This is a genomic window from Campylobacter concisus (genome assembly GCF_002913765.1).
Lineage (GTDB): Bacteria > Campylobacterota > Campylobacteria > Campylobacterales > Campylobacteraceae > Campylobacter_A > Campylobacter_A concisus_BB.
Genome location: NZ_PPCH01000010.1, coordinates 1 through 18,512, shown reverse-complemented (window position 1 = coordinate 18,512; position 18,512 = coordinate 1). Strand labels below are relative to the sequence as shown.

18 protein-coding genes are annotated in these 18,512 nt (G+C 39.1%); 11 read left to right on the top strand and 7 right to left on the bottom strand.

Annotation, left to right across the window (positions count from 1 at the left end; all coding sequences use genetic code 11):
* The 5 genes from CYO89_RS02980 to CYO89_RS02960 all read right to left on the bottom strand — a co-directional run bounded on the left by CYO89_RS02980 (position 1) and on the right by CYO89_RS02960 (position 6,027).
* A complete protein-coding gene (locus tag CYO89_RS02980; protein ID WP_103597079.1) occupies positions 1-3,198 on the bottom strand; it encodes an Mbeg1-like protein in 3,198 nt (1,065 codons plus the stop codon).
* Positions 3,199-3,960 (bottom strand): hypothetical protein, encoded by a 762-nt coding sequence (locus CYO89_RS02975; protein ID WP_103597078.1) that lies wholly within the window; start codon positions 3,958-3,960, stop codon positions 3,199-3,201.
* Between the two features lie 104 nt (positions 3,961-4,064).
* On the bottom strand, positions 4,065-4,208 hold the full coding sequence (locus CYO89_RS02970; protein ID WP_103597077.1) for a diadenosine tetraphosphate hydrolase: 144 nt from the start codon (positions 4,206-4,208) through the stop codon (positions 4,065-4,067).
* Entirely contained in the window at positions 4,209-4,850 is a 642-nt protein-coding gene (locus tag CYO89_RS02965; protein WP_103597076.1) for a tRNA 2-selenouridine synthase, read from the bottom strand.
* A 115-nt stretch (positions 4,851-4,965) separates the two neighbouring features.
* A complete protein-coding gene (locus CYO89_RS02960; protein ID WP_012001287.1) occupies positions 4,966-6,027 on the bottom strand; it encodes a TRAP transporter substrate-binding protein in 1,062 nt (353 codons plus the stop codon).
* Between the two features lie 92 nt (positions 6,028-6,119).
* On the opposite strand from CYO89_RS02960, the gene pyk reads away from it, so the two are divergent.
* Entirely contained in the window at positions 6,120-7,571 is a 1,452-nt protein-coding gene (gene pyk / locus CYO89_RS02955; protein WP_103597075.1) for a pyruvate kinase, read from the top strand.
* A gap of 895 nt (positions 7,572-8,466) precedes the next feature.
* Here the strand turns inward: pyk and dnaJ are convergent.
* On the bottom strand, positions 8,467-9,609 hold the full coding sequence (dnaJ, locus tag CYO89_RS02950; RefSeq protein ID WP_103597074.1) for a molecular chaperone DnaJ: 1,143 nt from the start codon (positions 9,607-9,609) through the stop codon (positions 8,467-8,469).
* Positions 9,610-9,732: 123 nt separating this feature from the next.
* Here dnaJ and CYO89_RS02945 point away from each other — a divergent pair, with 123 nt between their 5' ends.
* From CYO89_RS02945 to CYO89_RS02900, 10 genes are all read left to right on the top strand, one after another.
* Positions 9,733-10,404 carry a response regulator transcription factor gene (locus CYO89_RS02945; protein WP_009294394.1) on the top strand — a complete coding sequence of 224 codons (672 nt, stop codon included), beginning with the start codon at positions 9,733-9,735 and terminating at the stop codon, positions 10,402-10,404.
* On the top strand, positions 10,401-11,657 hold the full coding sequence (locus tag CYO89_RS02940; RefSeq protein ID WP_103597073.1) for an ArsS family sensor histidine kinase: 1,257 nt from the start codon (positions 10,401-10,403) through the stop codon (positions 11,655-11,657). Before CYO89_RS02945 ends, CYO89_RS02940 begins: the two co-directional genes overlap by 4 nt.
* Positions 11,654-12,226 (top strand): recombination mediator RecR, encoded by a 573-nt coding sequence (gene recR / locus CYO89_RS02935; RefSeq protein ID WP_009294391.1) that lies wholly within the window; start codon positions 11,654-11,656, stop codon positions 12,224-12,226. Before CYO89_RS02940 ends, recR begins: the two co-directional genes overlap by 4 nt.
* An 83-nt stretch (positions 12,227-12,309) precedes the next feature.
* The gene (gene trpD / locus CYO89_RS02930; RefSeq protein WP_103597072.1) at positions 12,310-13,914 is read left to right on the top strand and encodes an anthranilate phosphoribosyltransferase; all 1,605 of its coding nucleotides are present in this window, start codon (positions 12,310-12,312) and stop codon (positions 13,912-13,914) included.
* On the top strand, positions 13,914-14,525 hold the full coding sequence (locus CYO89_RS02925; RefSeq protein ID WP_103597071.1) for a phosphoribosylanthranilate isomerase: 612 nt from the start codon (positions 13,914-13,916) through the stop codon (positions 14,523-14,525). Before trpD ends, CYO89_RS02925 begins: the two co-directional genes overlap by 1 nt.
* Positions 14,518-15,699 carry a tryptophan synthase subunit beta gene (gene trpB, locus CYO89_RS02920; protein WP_103597070.1) on the top strand — a complete coding sequence of 394 codons (1,182 nt, stop codon included), beginning with the start codon at positions 14,518-14,520 and terminating at the stop codon, positions 15,697-15,699. Before CYO89_RS02925 ends, trpB begins: the two co-directional genes overlap by 8 nt.
* A complete protein-coding gene (gene trpA, locus CYO89_RS02915; protein ID WP_021086085.1) occupies positions 15,692-16,441 on the top strand; it encodes a tryptophan synthase subunit alpha in 750 nt (249 codons plus the stop codon). The genes trpB and trpA overlap by 8 nt, the downstream gene beginning before the upstream one ends.
* A gap of 77 nt (positions 16,442-16,518) precedes the next feature.
* Positions 16,519-16,938: a chemotaxis protein CheX gene (locus tag CYO89_RS02910; protein ID WP_002942548.1), complete on the top strand. Its 420-nt coding sequence runs from the start codon at positions 16,519-16,521 to the stop codon at positions 16,936-16,938.
* The gene (gene fliN / locus CYO89_RS02905) at positions 16,935-17,252 is read left to right on the top strand and encodes a flagellar motor switch protein FliN (protein WP_002942551.1); all 318 of its coding nucleotides are present in this window, start codon (positions 16,935-16,937) and stop codon (positions 17,250-17,252) included. Before CYO89_RS02910 ends, fliN begins: the two co-directional genes overlap by 4 nt.
* Positions 17,249-18,127: an excinuclease ABC subunit A gene (locus CYO89_RS02900; protein ID WP_103597069.1), complete on the top strand. Its 879-nt coding sequence runs from the start codon at positions 17,249-17,251 to the stop codon at positions 18,125-18,127. The genes fliN and CYO89_RS02900 overlap by 4 nt, the downstream gene beginning before the upstream one ends.
* A 144-nt stretch (positions 18,128-18,271) precedes the next feature.
* Here the strand turns inward: CYO89_RS02900 and CYO89_RS10310 are convergent, their stop codons facing one another.
* Positions 18,272-18,427 carry a hypothetical protein gene (locus tag CYO89_RS10310; RefSeq protein WP_181001874.1) on the bottom strand — a complete coding sequence of 52 codons (156 nt, stop codon included), beginning with the start codon at positions 18,425-18,427 and terminating at the stop codon, positions 18,272-18,274.
* Positions 18,428-18,512 lie beyond the last annotated feature (85 nt).

Sequence of the window (18,512 nt, the reverse complement as noted above, 5' to 3'; positions counted from 1 at the left end):
TTATAGCCCTTGAAGCACTACGACGTCGGTTATCTCGGCGTCTTTTTCTATCTTAGCGTCTAGCCCTTTGGCTATTTTTATAGTGATATCTTTTGTTTGATTTGGCGTTAGAAAGATCAAATTTCTAACGTCGTTTTCGTATTCGCTAAGTCTTTCGTAGTAGCCGTTTATGCCGTGCTTGCTCTTATACTCTGGCTTTATGAAATTTAGTCTAAAAACATCTGCGCCATACTTTAGCGAGTACTCTTTAAATTCATATTTTCTTTGGCTGGTAGTCTTAAAGTTTTCATTAAATAGCTTTAAAAGTGCCTTGTCGCTAACGTCTCTTGCGTCGCTCTCTTTTAGCACGATCTCGTCAGCTCCGTTTGGCTCTTTGTACTCGGTGCCGTTTATGGAGTATATGGCGACATGCATATTATCTCTTTGCGATGCAGCACTTTTCATGAAAAACCTTAGCCTTGGATTTTGCGTGATCTGCACATCTTTTGGAGCTACTTCGTTGCCGTTTTTATCAACGTATTTTACCCCCTCAAATGTAATTAAATTTGACTTTTTGGCTATGGATAGCGCGCAGCCTTTATCACTTAAGCAGTGATGAACCAGGTCTTGCATAAGAGCGTGGTTGTCATTTACTCTTTTAGCGCTTAGTGCGCTCTTTGGTACGTGTGCTACGCAGGTGCATGGCGAATTTGCCGAGCAGCCAACTATCGGCGAGCCTAGGAAGTCTTGACCTAGTATGAGCGGTATGCCATTAGATGTGATACTCCTGCCAGCTTTGCTTTTTAGCACCACTTGGCCACCATGCGGGCAAGTGATGACGTCGTCTTCTATGACTGGGTGAGCGGTGAAATTTGTAGCTACCGCACCAGAAGGCATGTTTTGATGGGTTGTTGCTTCTCTATCTTGTGCTTGCTTCTCTTTTTTCTCATCATTATTAGCCCTTTTTAGCTTTATATCCAAGCTACCCCTCTTTATATCATAGCCAAGCACTCTTATGCTAGTGTTTTTATTTGTGATATCAAGCGAGCCTTTAGAGCTTTCATCACCCCTTGGGCTAAAGTAGTAAAATGGCTTTTGCTCCTCTTTGTTCTCAAAGAGATCGTGCTCTTTTTCGTCTTTGAAATTTGTAAAGCCAAATTTATAGTCCTTAGCTTCATTTGCACCTTTTAGAAGTGTGGCATTTAAAAAGAGATCGACCTTGTAGTTTTCTGGGTTTTCCACGCCAAATTTATCTCTTATCTTGTCATATATCTTATCAATATCCACTATGTCTTTATCTTTTGTAAATATGGCCAAACTCTCTTTATCCTTATCCACATATACGCTAGAGCTAGCTGATAAAAAGCCAAATTTTATCTCGCCTCTATCTTTTACGTCGTATAAATTTATAGAGCCACTCTGCGTGCTGTTGTCAAATAAAAGTGAGTAGGTCTGCTCTGATCTTTTCATAAAGTATGCCTTCTCATCTTGCGATGAAAGTGACCTTGTGAAATTTGACATATAGGTGTAGAGCTTGCTAGCTTCAGCTTTGGTGGTAGTGATATCACTAGAGCTCTCATCTACTACCTTGTACGTCCTGCACTTGTGCATAGCCCTTTTATCTTCTATCTTTTCACATCCACCTTCTTTAAATTTCTCAACTTCATCTTTGCTTATTATCTTTGTGTATCGCTTCTCGTCACTAAGCTTAAATATATCTTCTATTATCAAAGCTTCTTGCTCGTCTTTTAAATTGTGATTTAATATCTTGAAGTCGTGTTTTATGTTATTTATTAGTATAAGCAACATCCAATTTTTGTTTTTGTTATATAAAAGAGGTGGGAGTGTAGCTTTGTTATCTATATAGGATGTCTCATTTTTATATGCTAAAGATAAATTTGTATCAAGATCAAAAATAAGCTTATAGTTTTGCTCCATAAATTCATTTAGATATAAAAGCGTGCCTTTTAGGCTAACATTTTTTGTCTTTTCATCATTATCTTTTTGCTCTAAAAGATATGAGAAAAAGTATAGTGTAGCAGCCGTATATGTAAGAAAGTGCGAGCTTATACTTACATTTGTATTTAGTATCGCATCCACGTTGCCTATATTTATAAGCACCTCATTGCCATTTATATCAACCCCAAGGTCTTGTATAGCGTTTTCATAGAGTTTATTATTAAAGGCTAAGCTATCGTTGTCTGTTTTCATGTGATATATGTTATTAACATTTAAAGGTGCTGGTAGGTAGGTGTGGTCCTTATCTGCTAAGAACAAATTTTCTTTAAGCTTTTCATAGTAAGGGACATTTCTTTTATTAAAGAAATATATGATCTCATTTCTAATGAACCTTGGCATGAGATCAATAGATGGGATGCCTATTCTAGTTTTCATATAATCTGTTAATATCCCAGGCGAGTTAAAAGTGTAAATTTCATCTATATATTCAGCAAAAGTAAAAGCACACGCTTGAGTCAAATATCCACCGAGAGAGTGACCACAAATGTTTATCCTTTCACCTTCTTTTAATATAGGTATAACATTATCTAAAAAGAAATTTATTAAAGAATTTACCTGTATTGGTATCTCATTAATTGTTAGCTCTATATCTGCAATTAAGTCTCCTGGAGTGATCTCAGTACCTCTAAATGTTAATATCTTTTTATTATTATCCTTTGTATCTTCAAAGAGCGTGGCACTAAAACCTAGCCCATTATTTTTTTGATGTTTGAGAAGTCTAAATCTTGATGTGAAATTTTTGGTGCGTTTGGAGAGATTGTCTATTGTGTAAAATAAATACTGCTTTTTATTTCGAGAGACTTTTATAAAATTTTTTATTTGATTAGAAATTTGTACTTTTTCTTCTTCTAATTCATCATCTTCTTTTGGTTTTTCTATTGTTAAATCCTGCATAAATCTAGCTTCGACACAAAGGGCGTAGGTGGTTGGGGTCTTTTTTATCTCAGTAGTTGTATTGCCTTGGTTGTCTGTTACTATAGTTTTAGTTTCTTTTTCATATAAAAAATTTGTACCATCAGCATAATCCCATCTAGGATTTGGCTTTTTTAAAATTCTCTCATTATGAAATTTATCCGAAAAACTCCAAATTTCATTTTCGTCTATATACTCAAAAAACGCATAAGCAACATCAGCAATATCAGCATAGTCTTTTATCTTATTTACCATTTCTTTATTTTTTAAATTTTTAAGAGTATTCATTTATTTATCCTTATCTTTATTGCTGATTTTTTGAAATTTGTTGTCTATGAAATAAAAATAGTTATCTCCAGCTACATTTATATATCTATTTTTTGTAAATTTTATCCCACTTGCTTCATCTCCTGAAAGTGTATATGTAGTTTCTACAACGTAGTAGTCTAAACTTAGATCAATTACTCTTATTTCATCATTATCATCGATATAGAAATAGCCCAAGTCGTAAGATGGTTTAAATTTTTCATAATCTTCACTGCCAATAAATTCTTTTATTTTATCTTTGTAAATTTGTGGAGTTTTTATCTTTTTTCTAGTTTCATTTTCATAATCAACCCATCTAAGGTAGTATCTTTTCCCATTAGATAACGTCTGAATAGGCACTGACTGTTTTTCTGCAGTATCTTTTATAAATTTATCTTGTGCTTCGCTATCGCTCTCAGTATTATATCTTTGCCTAAATTTTTCTTTATTATTGTTCCAAACTTTGTTTAAAAAATATCCATTGGTAGTAACTTGTTTTTTAACGACAAGCTCACACTCGTTTGTTGTTTTGGTGGTATAACAATCTCTTAACTCTTTTATCTCTTCTTCCCTCTTATCTATCTCCTTCTCTAACTTCTCATCAAATACATAAACACCGCCATACTTTTTAGCAATGCTCTCTTGTTCGCTAGTTAGATCAGAAATTCTTATAAAGCCATTAAAATAAGCAAGTGGTAGCAGTATAAACAAGCAGATAAAAACTATAAATTTTACTTTTTTCATCATAAATCCTTTTAAATTTAAAACTATACAAGATAGAAATTTCTTATAATATTATTGTGAATATATTTATAATATTATTAATTTATTATGCTTAGCTAGGTTTATTAATTATAAAATTTATCCGAAAAACTCCAAATTTCATTTTCGTCTATATACTCAAAAAACGCATAAGCAACATCAGCAATATCAGCATAGTCTTTTATCTTATTTACCATTTCTTTATTTTTTAAATTTTTAAGAGTATTCATTTATTTATCCTTATCTTTATTGCTGATTTTTTGAAATTTGTTGTCTATGAAATAAAAATAGTTATCTCCAGCTACATTTATATATCTATTTTTTGTAAATTTTATCCCACTTGCTTCATCTCCTGAAAGTGTATATGTAGTTTCTACAACGTAGTAGTCTAAACTTAGATCAATTACTCTTATTTCATCATTATCATCGATATAGAAATAGCCCAAGTCGTAAGATGGTTTAAATTTTTCATAATCTTCACTGCCAATAAATTCTTTTATTTTATCTTTGTAAATTTGTGGAGTTTTTATCTTTTTTCTAGTTTCATTTTCATAATCAACCCATCTGAGATAGTATCTCTTTCCATTAGATAAAACTCTAGGTAATTTTTCATTAACTGGCGTCATATCAACTGCATAACGATTTTCGGCTAATTTTTTACCACTTAAGCCTTTTGTCATTATTCGTCTCTCTTCTTCCCTCTTATCTATCTCCCTCTCTAGCTTCTCATCAAATACATAAACACCACCATATTTCTTAGCAATGCTCTCTTGTTCGCTAGTTAGATCAGAAATTCTTATAAAGCCATTAAAATAAGCAAGTGGTAGCAGTATAAACAAGCAGATAAAAACTATAAATTTGACTTTTTTCATCTCTTTTTCCTATAAAATTTTCACTATTGTCTTATCTTTTGCTTTAAAGTCTTATTGTGACTAGTTTTTGTGGTAGTTTTAAATTTTAAAAAGCAGGGAGAGTTCCCTGCTGTGGTTATTTCTCTTCGTTTGTTTTGATGTAAGCGTAGTCAGAAATTTTAGTCCATTCTCTTGCTTTTTTGAGGAAAGCTCTTTGAGACTCGACGATCTCTTTAAATAGTGGATCTTTTGCGCTCTCTTCATCAAGTAGCTCGTTTGTAGCTTTTTTAAGAGCTGCGATGACCTCTGGTGGGAAAGATTTTACTTGGATGTCTGGGTACTCAGCCTTCATCTTGTCCCAGTACTCTACGTTTGCGTAAAATACCTTAGTATTTACATCTCTTGCCACTTCAGCAGCAGCCGCTTCAAAGATAGCTTTTAGATCATCTGGAAGTTTTTCATACGCATTTTTGTTGAAGAAAAACTGAGTTTCGCCGTTTGGCTCTTGCCAGCCTGTATAGTAGTATTTTGCCACTTTGTGAAAGCCAAGCGCCATGTCATAAGCTGGGCTTACCCACTCGACTGAGTCGATCGTTCCCATCTCAAGCGCCATGTATAGCTCACCAGTTGGGATAGTGTTGATATTTGCGCCAAGTTTAGCGTAAATTTCGCCGCCAAAGCCTGGGATCCTGATCTTTAAGCCTTTGATATCATCAACTGACTTGATCTCTTTTTTAAACCAGCCGCCCATTTGCATGCCAGTGTTGCCAGCTCTAAAAATTTTGATGTTATATGGATCAAAAACTTTTGCCTCTAGCTCTTTACCGCCACCAAATTCATACCAAGCTGTTTGCTCGTCGGTATTCATCATAAATGGTGTCGCTGTAAAGAACATTGTCTTAGGATCTTTGCCTTTGTAGTAATAGCTAGCTGTGTAGCCGATGTCGTATTGACCGCTTTTTGCAAAGTCAAGCATCGCAAAAGGCGACTTGTGTTTTGACGGGTAGTCGATCCTGATCTCGATGCGGCCGTTACTCATCTTTTCGACCTTATCTTTTAGCTCTTTTGGCACTTCACCAAGCACTGGCATAGTGCTCTCCCATGAGCTTGCAAGCTTGAGCTTATAGACTTTGTCATCTCCCATGGCAGCGCAAGCAAGAGCTGCTAGGCCAAGAGATGCTAATAAAAATTTATTCATACTCTCTCCTTTAAAAATTTTGCATATTATACAAAAAATTTACATTATTAAAATGTGTTATAATCGCAAAAATCAAATTACAGGGCATAAAAATGATAAAAAAGACGAAAATTGTAGCGACTTTAGGGCCAGCAAGTGACAACGAAGAGACGATGGAGGCGATGGTTAAAGCAGGTGTTAATGTTTTTCGTTTAAATTTTAGCCACGGAACACACGAATACCACAAGTCAAACATCGACAAGATAAGAAACATCGAAAAAAGACTAAACAAACGCATAGGCATCTTGCAAGATATCTGCGGTCCAAAGATCAGAGTTGGCAAGCTTAGCGAGCCATTTTACTTAAAATCTGGCGATGAGCTTAGCATCTACGCAGAGGATATCGTGGGCGAAAAGATCGAAAAGGGCGTTTATAGAGTGAGCCTAAATCAGCCTCAAATTTTACCTATGCTAAAGGCTGGCGAGTACGTCTATCTCTACGATGGCTCGATCAGAGCAAGAGTTACAGGCGAGGGCAAAGATGTGGTAAAAACGATCATCGAAAATGACGGCATTTTAAACTCAAACAAAGGGGTAAATTTCCCAAACACCGCCCTTGGCATCGACATCATCACGCCAAAAGATAAAGAAGATATGGAATTTGGCGCAAAGCAAGGCGTAAATTTTGTTGCCATTAGCTTTGTACAAGACGCAAATGACGTGATAAAAGCGAGAAATATCTTAAAAGAATTTGGCTCCAAAGCTGCTATCTTGTCTAAGATCGAGAAATTTGACGCGGTCGAAAACATAGACGACATCATCGCAAAGAGTGACGGTATCATGGTAGCTCGTGGCGATCTTGGCATAGAAGTGCCATTTTACAGAGTGCCAACGATACAAAAGCTCATCATCAAAAAGGCAAATGCAGCCAGCAAGCCAGTCATCACAGCAACGCAGATGATGCTAAGCATGGCAGAGCATGAAACTGCCACAAGAGCGGAGATCAGCGACGTGGCAAATGCCGTGCTAGACGGCACTGATGCGGTTATGCTAAGCGAGGAGAGTGCGATCGGCAAAAACCCAGTCGCAGTCGTAGAGGCGATGAGCAAAACGATCATCCAAACGCAAAGCATCTATCCATACAATAAATTTGACGAATTTGACTTTTTTGACGAGACAGACATGGTCGCAAATAGCGCAGCTTCACTAGCCGTGCGTATCAAGGCAAATGCGATACTCTCTATCACAGGCTCAGGCAAATCAGCCATAAAGCTAGCTAGAAACCGCACAAATATCGATATCATCGCTATCGCGCACGACGAGCAGACAGCTCACATGCTGACCCTTGCTTGGGGCGTGACACCAGCGCTTGTGCTTGAAAAGACAAAGCTAAATGTCCTACTTGCAAATGTCATCAAAAAGGCTTATGATGCTGGATATGTCGAGCATGACAAGACCTATCTCGTCACAGCTGGACACCCAACAGGCGTAGAGGGCAGCACAAACCTCATACGTATCATCAGACGCGACCAGCTTGATTATTACCTAGACCTTGCAACTGAGTAAATTTATGGATTTTAGTGCCTGATATTTTGGACACTAAAATTTCTTTTAAATTTATGCGCTTTTATGCACTCGCCTTAATTTATATTTCTACGTTTTTGCCACTAAATTTTGAAGTGTGATATGCTGGATCTAATTTTAAAATTTGTTATAAATTCTCTCACATAAAACGCATGCGGTGCTTTAGTACTGAGGCATGCCACATCTAACGTTGTCGGGGTTAGGGATTGTTAAGGGGGAAGCTTCTTTGCTTCGCAAGCTCGCAACTGCAAGCAGACCGTAATTCAATCCTCTTCCCCCTTAACAAAGAAGAAAAAACTTTAAATTTCTAAAAACTATTTTGCAAATTTTAAAATTTATCAGAAAATTCTAAAACAAAACGCATGCGGCACGATAGTGCTATCGCATGCACTTCTAACGTGCGAGGGGTTTGGGGGATTTAAAAAGGGGGATAAGGGGACGGCCTCGTAACTTGAGTCCCCTTGTCTCCCTTTTGGATAAAAGAGTTTTTAAATTTAAGGTCTATATTTTTAAAAGAGAAATTTGACATTTTGTAAATTTTAAAATTCCATTCGCTCGCAAGAATTGACTACTAAAATTTGGCTTCGCCTGCAGCTTAGCTCAAATTTTATAGCCGAAATTGCTCACCCATGAAATTTTAAATTTACTTGGCGCCTATCTAATTTAACTAAGTTATTCTGAAAATTTTAAAATCTTATTCACTCGCCTTAGCAACTTACTAAATTTATGTATTGCAAAGCTCGCCACTAAATTTAAAAGCGTGATATGCTCGCTCATGAAATTTTAAATTTTGTGTGATTTTTACTTGTAAAAATTAGGATATAAAATTTATTTTGAAAGATTTTGTGACGCCAAATTTAGCGTCACAAATTTAAATTTATTTTTTCTTTTTTCTCTTTGGCTCGTCGCCTTTAAACCAGCTTTTTATCTTGTCAAAGACGCTCTCATCGGTGCTTGACTTGCCTGAAACTATGCCAAAGCTAGCTTGAAGTTTGTTTAAAAGCTCTTTTTGCTCGTCGCTTAGTTTATCGGGTGTTTGGATAGAAATTTGCGCTACAAGTCTGCCTTTTTTACGCGAATTTACACCCTTGATGCCCTCGTTTTCAAAGATAAATTGCTGTTTATCTTTCGCGCCAACTGGCAGTTTTAGCTCAGCTTCACCGCGAAGTGTTGGGATTTTTATGCTCTCGCCAAGAACGGCTTGGGTAAAAAATACTGGAATTTCTATATAAACATCGTCATTGTGGCGGATGAAGTGCTTGTCCTCTTTTACGTTTATGCTCACGTAAAGATCGCCTTGAACGCCGTTTGCACCGATGTTGCCTTTGCCAGCGACCCTCATCCTCATGCCACTATCAACACCCTCTGGGATCGTGATCTTGACGCTTTGTTGTTGGATTTTATAGGCTTTTGCGTTGCAATCAGGACATGGCTCGCTTATCACTTCGCCAGATCCGTGGCAGTATGGGCACTCTTGAACGATATTCATAAAGCCATTTCCACGCGTGATCCTGCCGCTTCCGCCGCAGTGCTGGCAAGTTTTGTTTTTGCCATCTTTGCTGCCTGTTGCGTTGCATGTTGGGCAAGGCACTTTTTGATCAAATTTGATCTCTTTTTCGCAGCCAAAAACAGCTTCGTTAAACTCTAAATTTATAGGAATTTCAAGGTCGGCTGAGTATTTTTCGCTTCGTCTTTTTCTCTGTCTAGCGCCACCGCCAAAACCGCCACCAAAAAACGAGTCAAAAATGTCTGAAAGGTCAAAATCAGCGCTAAAGCCGCCACCACTGCCAAATCTACCCTCAAGCCCTTCTTTGCCGTATCTGTCGTATATTGAGCGCTTTTGCTCATCGCTTAAGACCTGATAGGCTTCGTTTATCTGTTTAAATTTCTGCTCAGCCTCTTTATCACCAGCGTTTCTGTCTGGGTGGTATTTTAAAGCGAGCTTTCTAAAGGCTTTTTTTATCTCGTCGCCACTTGCATTTCTTGAAATTTCAAGGATCTCGTAATAATCAAACTCCACATTTTTCCTTGTTTATTAAGCTTATTTTAAATGTGAGATTTTATCCAAAAAAGTTTAAATTTAAAAAAAAATTTACATTTTTGCCGTATAATCTCTACTATTTTTCAATGAAAAGGATGATTTATGATTAACGTTTTAATGATAGAAGACGATCCAGAATTTGCACAAATTTTATCTGAATATCTTGATAGTTTTAATATAAAAGTGACTAACTTTGAAGACCCATATCTAGGGCTAAGTGCCGGCATAAAAAACTATGACCTACTCATACTTGACCTTACTTTGCCAGGCATTGATGGTCTTGAAGTTTGTAAAGAAATTCGCCAAAAATACGACATCCCTATCATCATAAGCTCAGCTCGCAGTGACATCAGTGACAAGGTCGTTGGACTTCAGCTTGGAGCGGATGATTACTTGCCAAAACCATACGATCCAAAAGAGATGTATGCTCGTATCACAAGTCTTATCAGAAGATATAAAAAGACAAACGAAGTGCAAGAAGAGGTCGTTGATAGCGCATTTAGGATAGACGACAAGCGCCATGAAATTTACTTTAATAATGAAGCTCTTGCTCTAACACCAGCTGAATATGAAATTTTAACCTATCTCATCAAACAGCACAGCTTTTCAGTATCAAGAGAGCAGCTAGTTTATAACTGCAAGAGCCTAAAAGACAAGGATTCAAAGAGCCTAGATGTCATCATCGGACGCCTTAGAACAAAGATCGGCGACAGCTCAAAAGCGCCAAAACATATATTTTCAGTTAGAGGCATAGGATATAAGCTTATCGGATGAAATACTCCATAACTACCAAGATAACTATCATCTTTGCCATCGCTTTCTCGCTGATGTGCTTGCTCTTTGTAACATTTGCAAACATTCAGCAAGAAAGTGCGCTTGAGAAGCTAAAAGATAAACAAATAAGCGCTATGAACTATCTTGTGGCGCTTTACGAGCGTGGCAATCCTCCAAGAGATTTGGAACACTACTTTAAAAATTTCAACCTAGAATACGTCGGCAACAAAAATTTAGCCACCTCAGTTACTACAAGCGGAAACGCCATTTTTACGCAGCACACGCCTCTTGGCATGATGCAGTCGGTTAATTACAAAGGTGATTTGTATCTACTTATCAAAAATCCATCTTTCATGCTGCTACTTGAGAGTAACGACGCAAGACACGTAAATGACCCGCTTTGGGTGGCATTTTTGATCATCTCGGCTCTGCTTATCTCGCTTTATGTCTCGGTTCTTAGAAGCCTTTTGCCGCTTAGAAGACTTAGCAAAGATATCAGGAAATTTGCCAGCGGAAATATGGAGATGGCGATGACTGCTAGGCTAAATGAAAACGAGCAAGATGAGATCGGACAAGTCGCAGTTGAATTTGACAACGCCGTTTGCAAGATCAGAGAGTTAATTCGCTCAAGGCAGCTATTTTTACGTGCGATCATGCATGAGCTAAAGACGCCTATAGGCAAGGGCAGGATCGTCTCTGAGATGGTCGCAAACGAGACTCAAAAGATGAGGCTCATAAACGTTTTTGAGCGCCTTGAGATGCTGATAAATGAATTTAGCAAGGTCGAGCAGCTTCTTTCAAAAAGCTACGCACTAAACTATCAAGAGTGCCATTTCTCGCTCATTTTAGAGCAGGTGCAAGATATGCTCATGCTTGATAAATTTGAGGAGCGAGTGAGCTGTGATATCAGAGATGACGTCTTATTAAGAGTGGATTTTCAGCTTTTTAGTTTAGCGATTAAAAATTTGATAGACAATGCCCTAAAATACGCAGAGGACAAAAAGGCCATCTTGATCTGCGATAGCGAATTTATAGCGGTTAAAAATTTAGGCAAAAAACTAAATCATCCGATTGATTACTACAAACAAGCCTTTGTTAGAGGCGACAAGGTGAGTGCGGGAAGCGGCATGGGGCTTGGACTTTACATCATCGAGCAAATTTGCCAGATGCAAAAATTTGAGCTTGCTTACGACTACGAGGATGGCTATCACGTCTTTAAAATTTTACTTCGAGCAAAGGCAAAACGCGCATGAAAAGGGGCTTAGAGAAATTTAATGAGCTAACTGAGTCATTTGCTAAGCTGCCAGGTGTCGGTAAAAAATCAGCCGCGAGATTTGCCTACTTTGTCTGCATGCAAGATAGCTTTGCAGGGCTAAGGCTCGCGCAAAATATCGAAGATGCGGTGAGGTTTATCAAGCGCTGTGAGCGTTGCGGTGGGCTAAGCGAAAATGAAATTTGCGACATTTGCAGCGACGAGAGTAGGGATAGCGAGGTCATCTTGCTAGTTGAGAGCCCAAAAGATATCTTGGTTTTTGAGCAAAATGGCATTTATAATGGCCTTTACTTCGTGCTTGATGAGATCGACGAGGATGCCATAGAGAGGCTGCGAAGTGCTATTAAGCAAAATGGCTCAAAAGAGGTCGTCTTTGCCTTTACACCGGGGCTAAATTCAGATGCGCTCATGCTTTACGTCGAGGATAAGCTTGGTATGAGTGAAATTTCATTTAGCAAGATCGCTCAGGGCGTGCCAACTGGTGTAAATTTAGAAAACGTCGATATGCTCTCACTCTTAAAAGCCTACGAGAGCCGCACAAAAGCCTAATTAAAATTTCTTTTAGTTATAATCTCACCTAAATTTATAATATTTAGTCCGCGCAATTGCCGCTAAATTTAAAAGGATAGAGATTGATTTTACTTATAGATAACTACGATAGTTTTGTCTTCAACGTTGAGCAGTACGTAAAAGAGCTCACAAATGAAGAGGTTAGATGCGTTAGAAACGACAAGATAACGCTTGAAGAGATCAAAAAACTAAACCCAAGTAAGATCATCCTAAGCCCAGGACCAAAGCACCCAAAAGATAGCGGAGTTTGCTTAGAAATTTTGCAGGCCAACCTTGGCGTGCCAGTGCTTGGCATTTGCCTTGGACACCAAGCCATAGGGCTTAGTTTTGGCGCAAAGATAAAAAGACTAGATGACCCACTTCACGGCAAGACCTCATTTATCGATGTGAAAAATAAAGAGCCGCTCTTTGCAGGGCTGCCTGATCGTTTTGAAGTTATGCGCTACCACTCGCTCTATGTCGATGAGCTCCCAGCTAGCTTAAGCGCTGATGCGGTGAGTGATGATGGCGTAGTTATGGCACTTAGCGTAAAAGATAAGCCGATCTTTGGCATCCAGTTTCACCCTGAGAGCTACTTCACGCAATACGGCAAAAAGATAGTTGAAAATTTTGTAAATTACAAGGCAAAAGAAGAGGCTAAAGAGCCAAAAATTCGCTCACTTAAGCCATATCTTATCAAGCTTCAAGAGAATATCCCGCTTGATGATAGCGACTTTGAACAAATTTGCGAGATAATAGCCAGCAAAGAGTACGAGATCGTGCAACTTTCAGCCCTTTTGGTGCTAATTAGCGAAAAGAGCCTCTATCCAAAAAGCCTCGCTGCGCTTGCAAAAAATATCCTAAAATACTCGCAAACTTACCGCGATGATACGCCTATGATCGATCTTTGCGGCACCGGAGGCGATGGCTTTAAGACGATAAATATCTCAACTACTGTGGCATTTATCCTTGCAAGCCTTGGCATAAAGGTCGCAAAGCACGGTAATAAGGCAGTTTCAAGCAAGTCAGGCAGCTCTGATGTGCTTGAAATTTTAGGCGTAAAAAGTGAAAAATCACTGGCAAAACAGCGCGAAAATTTAGCTAGTAAAAATTTAGCCTTTTTTCACGCGCCATTTTTCCATCCGCTAGTTGGCGAGGTGAGAGAAGTGCGCCAAAGACTTGGCATAAGAACCGTATTTAACGTGCTTGGACCGCTTTTAAATCCAAATTTAAACCTTACAAATCAGCTAGTTGGCGTCTATCATAAGCCTGTTCTAAAACTCTACGCCCAAACGCTTAAGATCCTTGGCAGAAAGCACGCTTTGGTCGTTCGCGGCGATGACGGACTTGATGAGATCACGCTTTGTAGTGAAACAAGCGTCGTTGAGCTAAAAAATGGCGAAATTTTTGAATACAGCATCACACCAGAGCAGTTTGGCTTTAAAAGAGCGCTTCATAGCGACATCGAGGGCGGCACACCTGAAGAAAACGCTAAAACCTTGATCCGCACGCTAAAAGGCGAGGAGCAGGGGGCGAAATTTGACATCGTGGTCTTTAATGCGATGTTTGCACTCTACGCAGCTGATGGCGCAAAGAGCCCAGATGAGGCCAAAAAAATGGTGCTTGAAGCGATAAATTCAGGTAAGGCGTATAAATTTTATGAAGAGTTTATAAGGGCGCAAGCGTAATGGCGCTAGTTAAAATTTGTGGCATCAAAACGCTAGATGAGGCAAGTGCGGTTTGCGCTTTGGATGTTGATTTTATAGGGCTGATATTTGCCAAAAGTAAAAGAAAGGTCGAGCTAAATTTAGCTAGGCAGATAGCCAAATTTGCTCACAGCAAGGGCAAAAAAGTAGTTGGTGTTTTTGCGGAGCAAAGTGACTGCGAGATAATGGAAATTTGCCAGTTTGCTGGTCTTGACGTGGCTCAGGTGCACGGAGTAATCAGTGAAAATTTAGAGGCAAATTTAAAAGATATGGGGCTTGAGATCTGGCAGGTTTTTAGCGTGAAAGATAGCTTGCCAGAGGTTGATTTTAAGCATTTTGACATGGCGCTTTTTGACTGCAAGGGCGAAAATGCCGGCGGAAATGGCACCAGCTTTGAGTGGGAAATTTTAAAAGAGGTTAAGTTTAAATTTGGCATGGCTGGTGGCATAGGCGAGCACAACATAAAAGAGGCGCTCAAATTTAAGTCATATCTAGTCGATATCAACTCAAAAGTCGAGGACGAAAATGGCATAAAAGATGCGAAAAAGATAGAGAGAATTTTAAAGATCATAGGTGAGGTAGAAGATGAATAGTAAGGCGTATTTTGGAAAATTTGGCGGGCAGTTCGTGCCTGAGACGGTGATGTTTGCCCTTGATGAGCTAGAAAATGCTTATGAGAGCATCGCAAAGACAAAAGAGTTTAAAGATGAGCTTGATGATCTGCTTAAAAACTACGTTGGCAGACCTAGTCCGCTCTTTTTCGCAAAACGCCTAAGCGAGCACTACGGACATGAAATTTACCTAAAAAGAGAGGATCTAAACCACACGGGCGCGCACAAGATAAATAATGCTCTAGCTCAAGCGTTGCTTGCTAAAAAGATGGGTAAAAAGAAAATTTTAGCTGAGACTGGAGCTGGTCAGCACGGCGTGGCAACAGCGACTGCAGCGGCACTTTTGGGCTTAGAGTGTGATGTCTATATGGGCGCTACAGACGTGGCTAGACAGCAGCTAAATGCCTTTCGCATGCAGCTTCTTGGCGCGAAAGTGGTGAGCGTAGAAGATGGCTTAAAAACGCTAAAAGAGGCGACTACTGCGGCCATACAAGCGTGGGTAAATGAGATAGAAAGCGCGTTTTATGTTATCGGCTCAGCCGTTGGCCCACACCCATATCCAAAGATCGTGCGTGACTTTCAAAGCGTGATCGGCATAGAGGCAAAAGCTCAGCTTGCAGACTACGGCAAAAAGGCAGATTACGTCATCGCTTGCGTTGGTGGCGGCAGTAATGCTATTGGCATTTTTAGCGCATTTTTGGACGATGATAGCGTAAATTTAGTAGGTATAGAAGCTGGCGGCCTTGGTATAGATACCCCTTATCACGCAGCTACGCTTAGCAAAGGCAAAACCGGCATCATCCATGGCATGAAAACGACAGTCTTACAAGATGAATACGGCATGATCTCGCCAGTTCACAGCATCTCAGCGGGTCTTGACTACCCAGGCATCGGCCCAGAGCACGCCCACCTAAACGACATCAAAAGGGTAAGATACGAAGCCGTGACCGACGATGAGTGCATAAATGCGTTGTATTTTCTAAGCAAGATGGAGGGCATCATCCCAGCCATCGAGAGCGCGCATGCGGTGGCATATCTGGAGAAACTTTGCCCAAAACTTGATAAAAAAAGCGTCATCGTCGTAAATATCTCAGGCAGGGGCGATAAGGACATAAACACAGTTATCGGCTACGAAAAAGGAAAAATTTATGGATAAGGTTAGAAGCGCATTTAACGGCAAAAAGGCAAACATCGGCTACATCGTGGCTGGTTATCCAAGCTTAGAAAAAACGAAGGAATTTTTAGAAAATTTAGATGAAAGCACGCTTGATCTGCTTGAGATCGGCATCCCATACTCTGACCCGCTGGCTGATGGCAAACTCATCGCACAAGCTAGCTTTGAAACAGCTCAAAGTGGCGTAAATACCGACGTTGTCTTTGATATGCTTGAGGGTTGCAAGGCAAAAGTGACAAAGCCACTTGTTTTTTTAGTTTATTACAACATCATCTTTGCTTATGGCGTTGATAAATTTCTAAAAAGATCACGTGAGGCAGGAGTTAGCGGCTTTATCGTGCCGGATCTGCCTTGTGAGGAGTGCGAGGAGTTTGCTCTAAAGTGCAAGGAGCTAAATTTATGCCTTGTGCCACTTATAAGCGTCACCTCTGGGGGCAGGGCGGATGAGATATTGAAATTTGGCTCAGGATTTATCTACGTGCTAGGTGCTATCGGCGTTAGTGGCTCAAAAAGAGCCGATGAAGATAGGATAAAAAATTTAGTCCTAGAGCTTAAGAAAAAGAGCGATCTGCCAGTGGCTGTGGGCTTTGGCATCAAAAATAAAGATGATGTTAGCGAAGTGAAAAAATATGCTGACGCTGCGATCATAGGCACGCAAATAGTCAAGCTTTGCGCCAAATTTAGCGCAAAAGAGCTAGTTAAAGAGGTCGATAAACTCTTTTAAAATGCTTAATAAATTTATAGCTAATTTAGTAAAGCCAAAGTATAATTAACGCGCATTTCAAGTCTTAAGGAAGAGATATGAGAAAAGTTATAGATGAAGCCACGAGCTATCTTTGCAAGGATACTTTGGGGCTCGATTTAGAGTTTGGCAAGAGCCTTGGTAAAGGATTTTACGGGGCTAGCATACCAGTTTATAAGGGTAAAAGCGAGTATCAGTTTTATCTATTTTTTAAAAAAGATACTTTGAAAATTTTCATGAATGCCTTTTTTGGTCACGAAGATGTTGATGGTGGCGATCTGGACGATCTTTGCAAAGAGATAGCTAATCAGATCATCGGCAAGGCTAAAAATCTGCTAAATGAAAAAGAGCCAAATGCTTATAAACTCGGAACGCCTGAGTTTTTGGGCGAGGTTGAGAATTTTGGCATAAAGCTAAAAGAGAAATTTATATATAAGATAAAAAATAGAACATTTCAAATAGGCTACAAGATACAATGAACGACGAAGGTGCGATAGAGACACTAGAACAGCTAGGGCTTTTTAAGAGCTATGATGAGCTTATGGATATAAGCGTTGATTTTATAGCTGAGCTAGGAACTACCACAGTTAGCATAAATGAGCTTTTGAAATTTGAAGCTGGCTCGGTCATAGACCTCGAAAAACCAGCTGGCGAGAGCGTGGAGCTATATATAAATAATAGAATTTTTGGAAAAGGCGAAGTAATGGTTTATGAGAAAAATTTAGCCATCAGGATAAATGAAATTTTGGACTCAAAGTCAGTTATTCAGTACTTCAAAAAAGAACTTTTATGAAATTTATACTATTTTTTGTGCTTTTTGCTACGCAGATCTTTGCCTCAAACTTGCTAACATACAACATCTATGAGCGCACCGACAGGGTCGATATCATGCTTAGCTTTGATGCGCCGTATGAGGGCAACATCTTTCAAAAGCGAGAAAAAGATACGACTTCTTTGATACTAAATTCTCTAAGCTACGATCAAAGCGCGAGCAAGGACATAAACTCAAAGATCATTCAAGAGCTTGAGATAGAGCCAAAGCAAAACTCTTTAGTTTTAAATTTACGCTCAAACGATGCGATCATCGTAAATGCTTCAAAGACAACAGATAGCTTCGGGCTTCGCATCCGCGTAACACTAAAAAACACAAAAACGCAAGTGCAAAATATGCCACAAGCTAGCGCAAAGATAGAAACTGCTAGCACGCCAAAGACAGAAAATGAACCTATGGTTAATATTGATTCGAGATACTTCATCGTCCTAAGTGTGCTCATCGCGCTTCTTATATTTTTATACGTTTTTAAAAGATATATCACTTCAAAAAGTAGTGACTTTAGTGGGTTCAAAACGCCACAAAATCAACCACAAAACGACACAAAGTCGATGAACTGGTTGCTTAAAAACCAAAATAGCGGCGTCAATATCATCTATGAAAAATACCTTGACCGCACAAACAAGCTAATGCTTCTAAGCTACGAAAATAGGCGCTATCTAGTGATAGTTGGCAGCTCAAACGTCATGCTTGATAGCTTTGGCGAGGAGAAGATCCAAAATGAGCAGGACTTTGCGGTATTTTTTGAAGAAAATAAGAAAAAACTTGGCTCATTTTTACAAGAGCGTCAAAATAGCCTAAATAACTACAAAGATAAAATGAGCGGGGAATTTTAACTCCGCTTCGCTACTAAATTTAAAAATTTAGAAGAGCATTTTCGCAAATTTTAAAAGTAGCTTCGTATCCGCCATGAAGTTGCTAGCCTGCGAAGTAAAATTTGAGACCTTTCTCGCCTTTTTGGATAAAACAAATTTACAAATTTAATAAAGATCTTTCGCAAATTTTAAAATCTTACTCACTCGCCTTAGCAGACTACTAAATTTAGGCTGCACTTCATTTAGCGCTAAATTTAGAGCTGTGATATGCTCGTTCATAAATTTTAAAATTTGTCTGACGCCACTGATATACAAACGCATGGAGTGTGAAACACCATTGCATACACTTCTAATGTGCGAGGGGGTTTTTACTCGGGCTTCGTCTCGTAACTGTAAGCAGACAGGG

Coding starts and splice junctions, on each gene's coding strand:
- CYO89_RS02980 (WP_103597079.1), bottom strand. CDS start 3,198: ATGAATACTCTTAAAAATTTAAAAAATAAAGAAATGGTAAATAAGATA.
- CYO89_RS02975 (WP_103597078.1), bottom strand. CDS start 3,960: ATGAAAAAAGTAAAATTTATAGTTTTTATCTGCTTGTTTATACTGCTA.
- CYO89_RS02970 (WP_103597077.1), bottom strand. CDS start 4,208: ATGAATACTCTTAAAAATTTAAAAAATAAAGAAATGGTAAATAAGATA.
- CYO89_RS02965 (WP_103597076.1), bottom strand. CDS start 4,850: ATGAAAAAAGTCAAATTTATAGTTTTTATCTGCTTGTTTATACTGCTA.
- CYO89_RS02960 (WP_012001287.1), bottom strand. CDS start 6,027: ATGAATAAATTTTTATTAGCATCTCTTGGCCTAGCAGCTCTTGCTTGC.
- pyk (WP_103597075.1), top strand. CDS start 6,120: ATGATAAAAAAGACGAAAATTGTAGCGACTTTAGGGCCAGCAAGTGAC.
- CYO89_RS02945 (WP_009294394.1), top strand. CDS start 9,733: ATGATTAACGTTTTAATGATAGAAGACGATCCAGAATTTGCACAAATT.
- CYO89_RS02940 (WP_103597073.1), top strand. CDS start 10,401: ATGAAATACTCCATAACTACCAAGATAACTATCATCTTTGCCATCGCT.
- recR (WP_009294391.1), top strand. CDS start 11,654: ATGAAAAGGGGCTTAGAGAAATTTAATGAGCTAACTGAGTCATTTGCT.
- CYO89_RS02925 (WP_103597071.1), top strand. CDS start 13,914: ATGGCGCTAGTTAAAATTTGTGGCATCAAAACGCTAGATGAGGCAAGT.
- trpB (WP_103597070.1), top strand. CDS start 14,518: ATGAATAGTAAGGCGTATTTTGGAAAATTTGGCGGGCAGTTCGTGCCT.
- trpA (WP_021086085.1), top strand. CDS start 15,692: ATGGATAAGGTTAGAAGCGCATTTAACGGCAAAAAGGCAAACATCGGC.
- CYO89_RS02910 (WP_002942548.1), top strand. CDS start 16,519: ATGAGAAAAGTTATAGATGAAGCCACGAGCTATCTTTGCAAGGATACT.
- fliN (WP_002942551.1), top strand. CDS start 16,935: ATGAACGACGAAGGTGCGATAGAGACACTAGAACAGCTAGGGCTTTTT.
- CYO89_RS02900 (WP_103597069.1), top strand. CDS start 17,249: ATGAAATTTATACTATTTTTTGTGCTTTTTGCTACGCAGATCTTTGCC.
- CYO89_RS10310 (WP_181001874.1), bottom strand. CDS start 18,427: ATGCGTTTGTATATCAGTGGCGTCAGACAAATTTTAAAATTTATGAAC.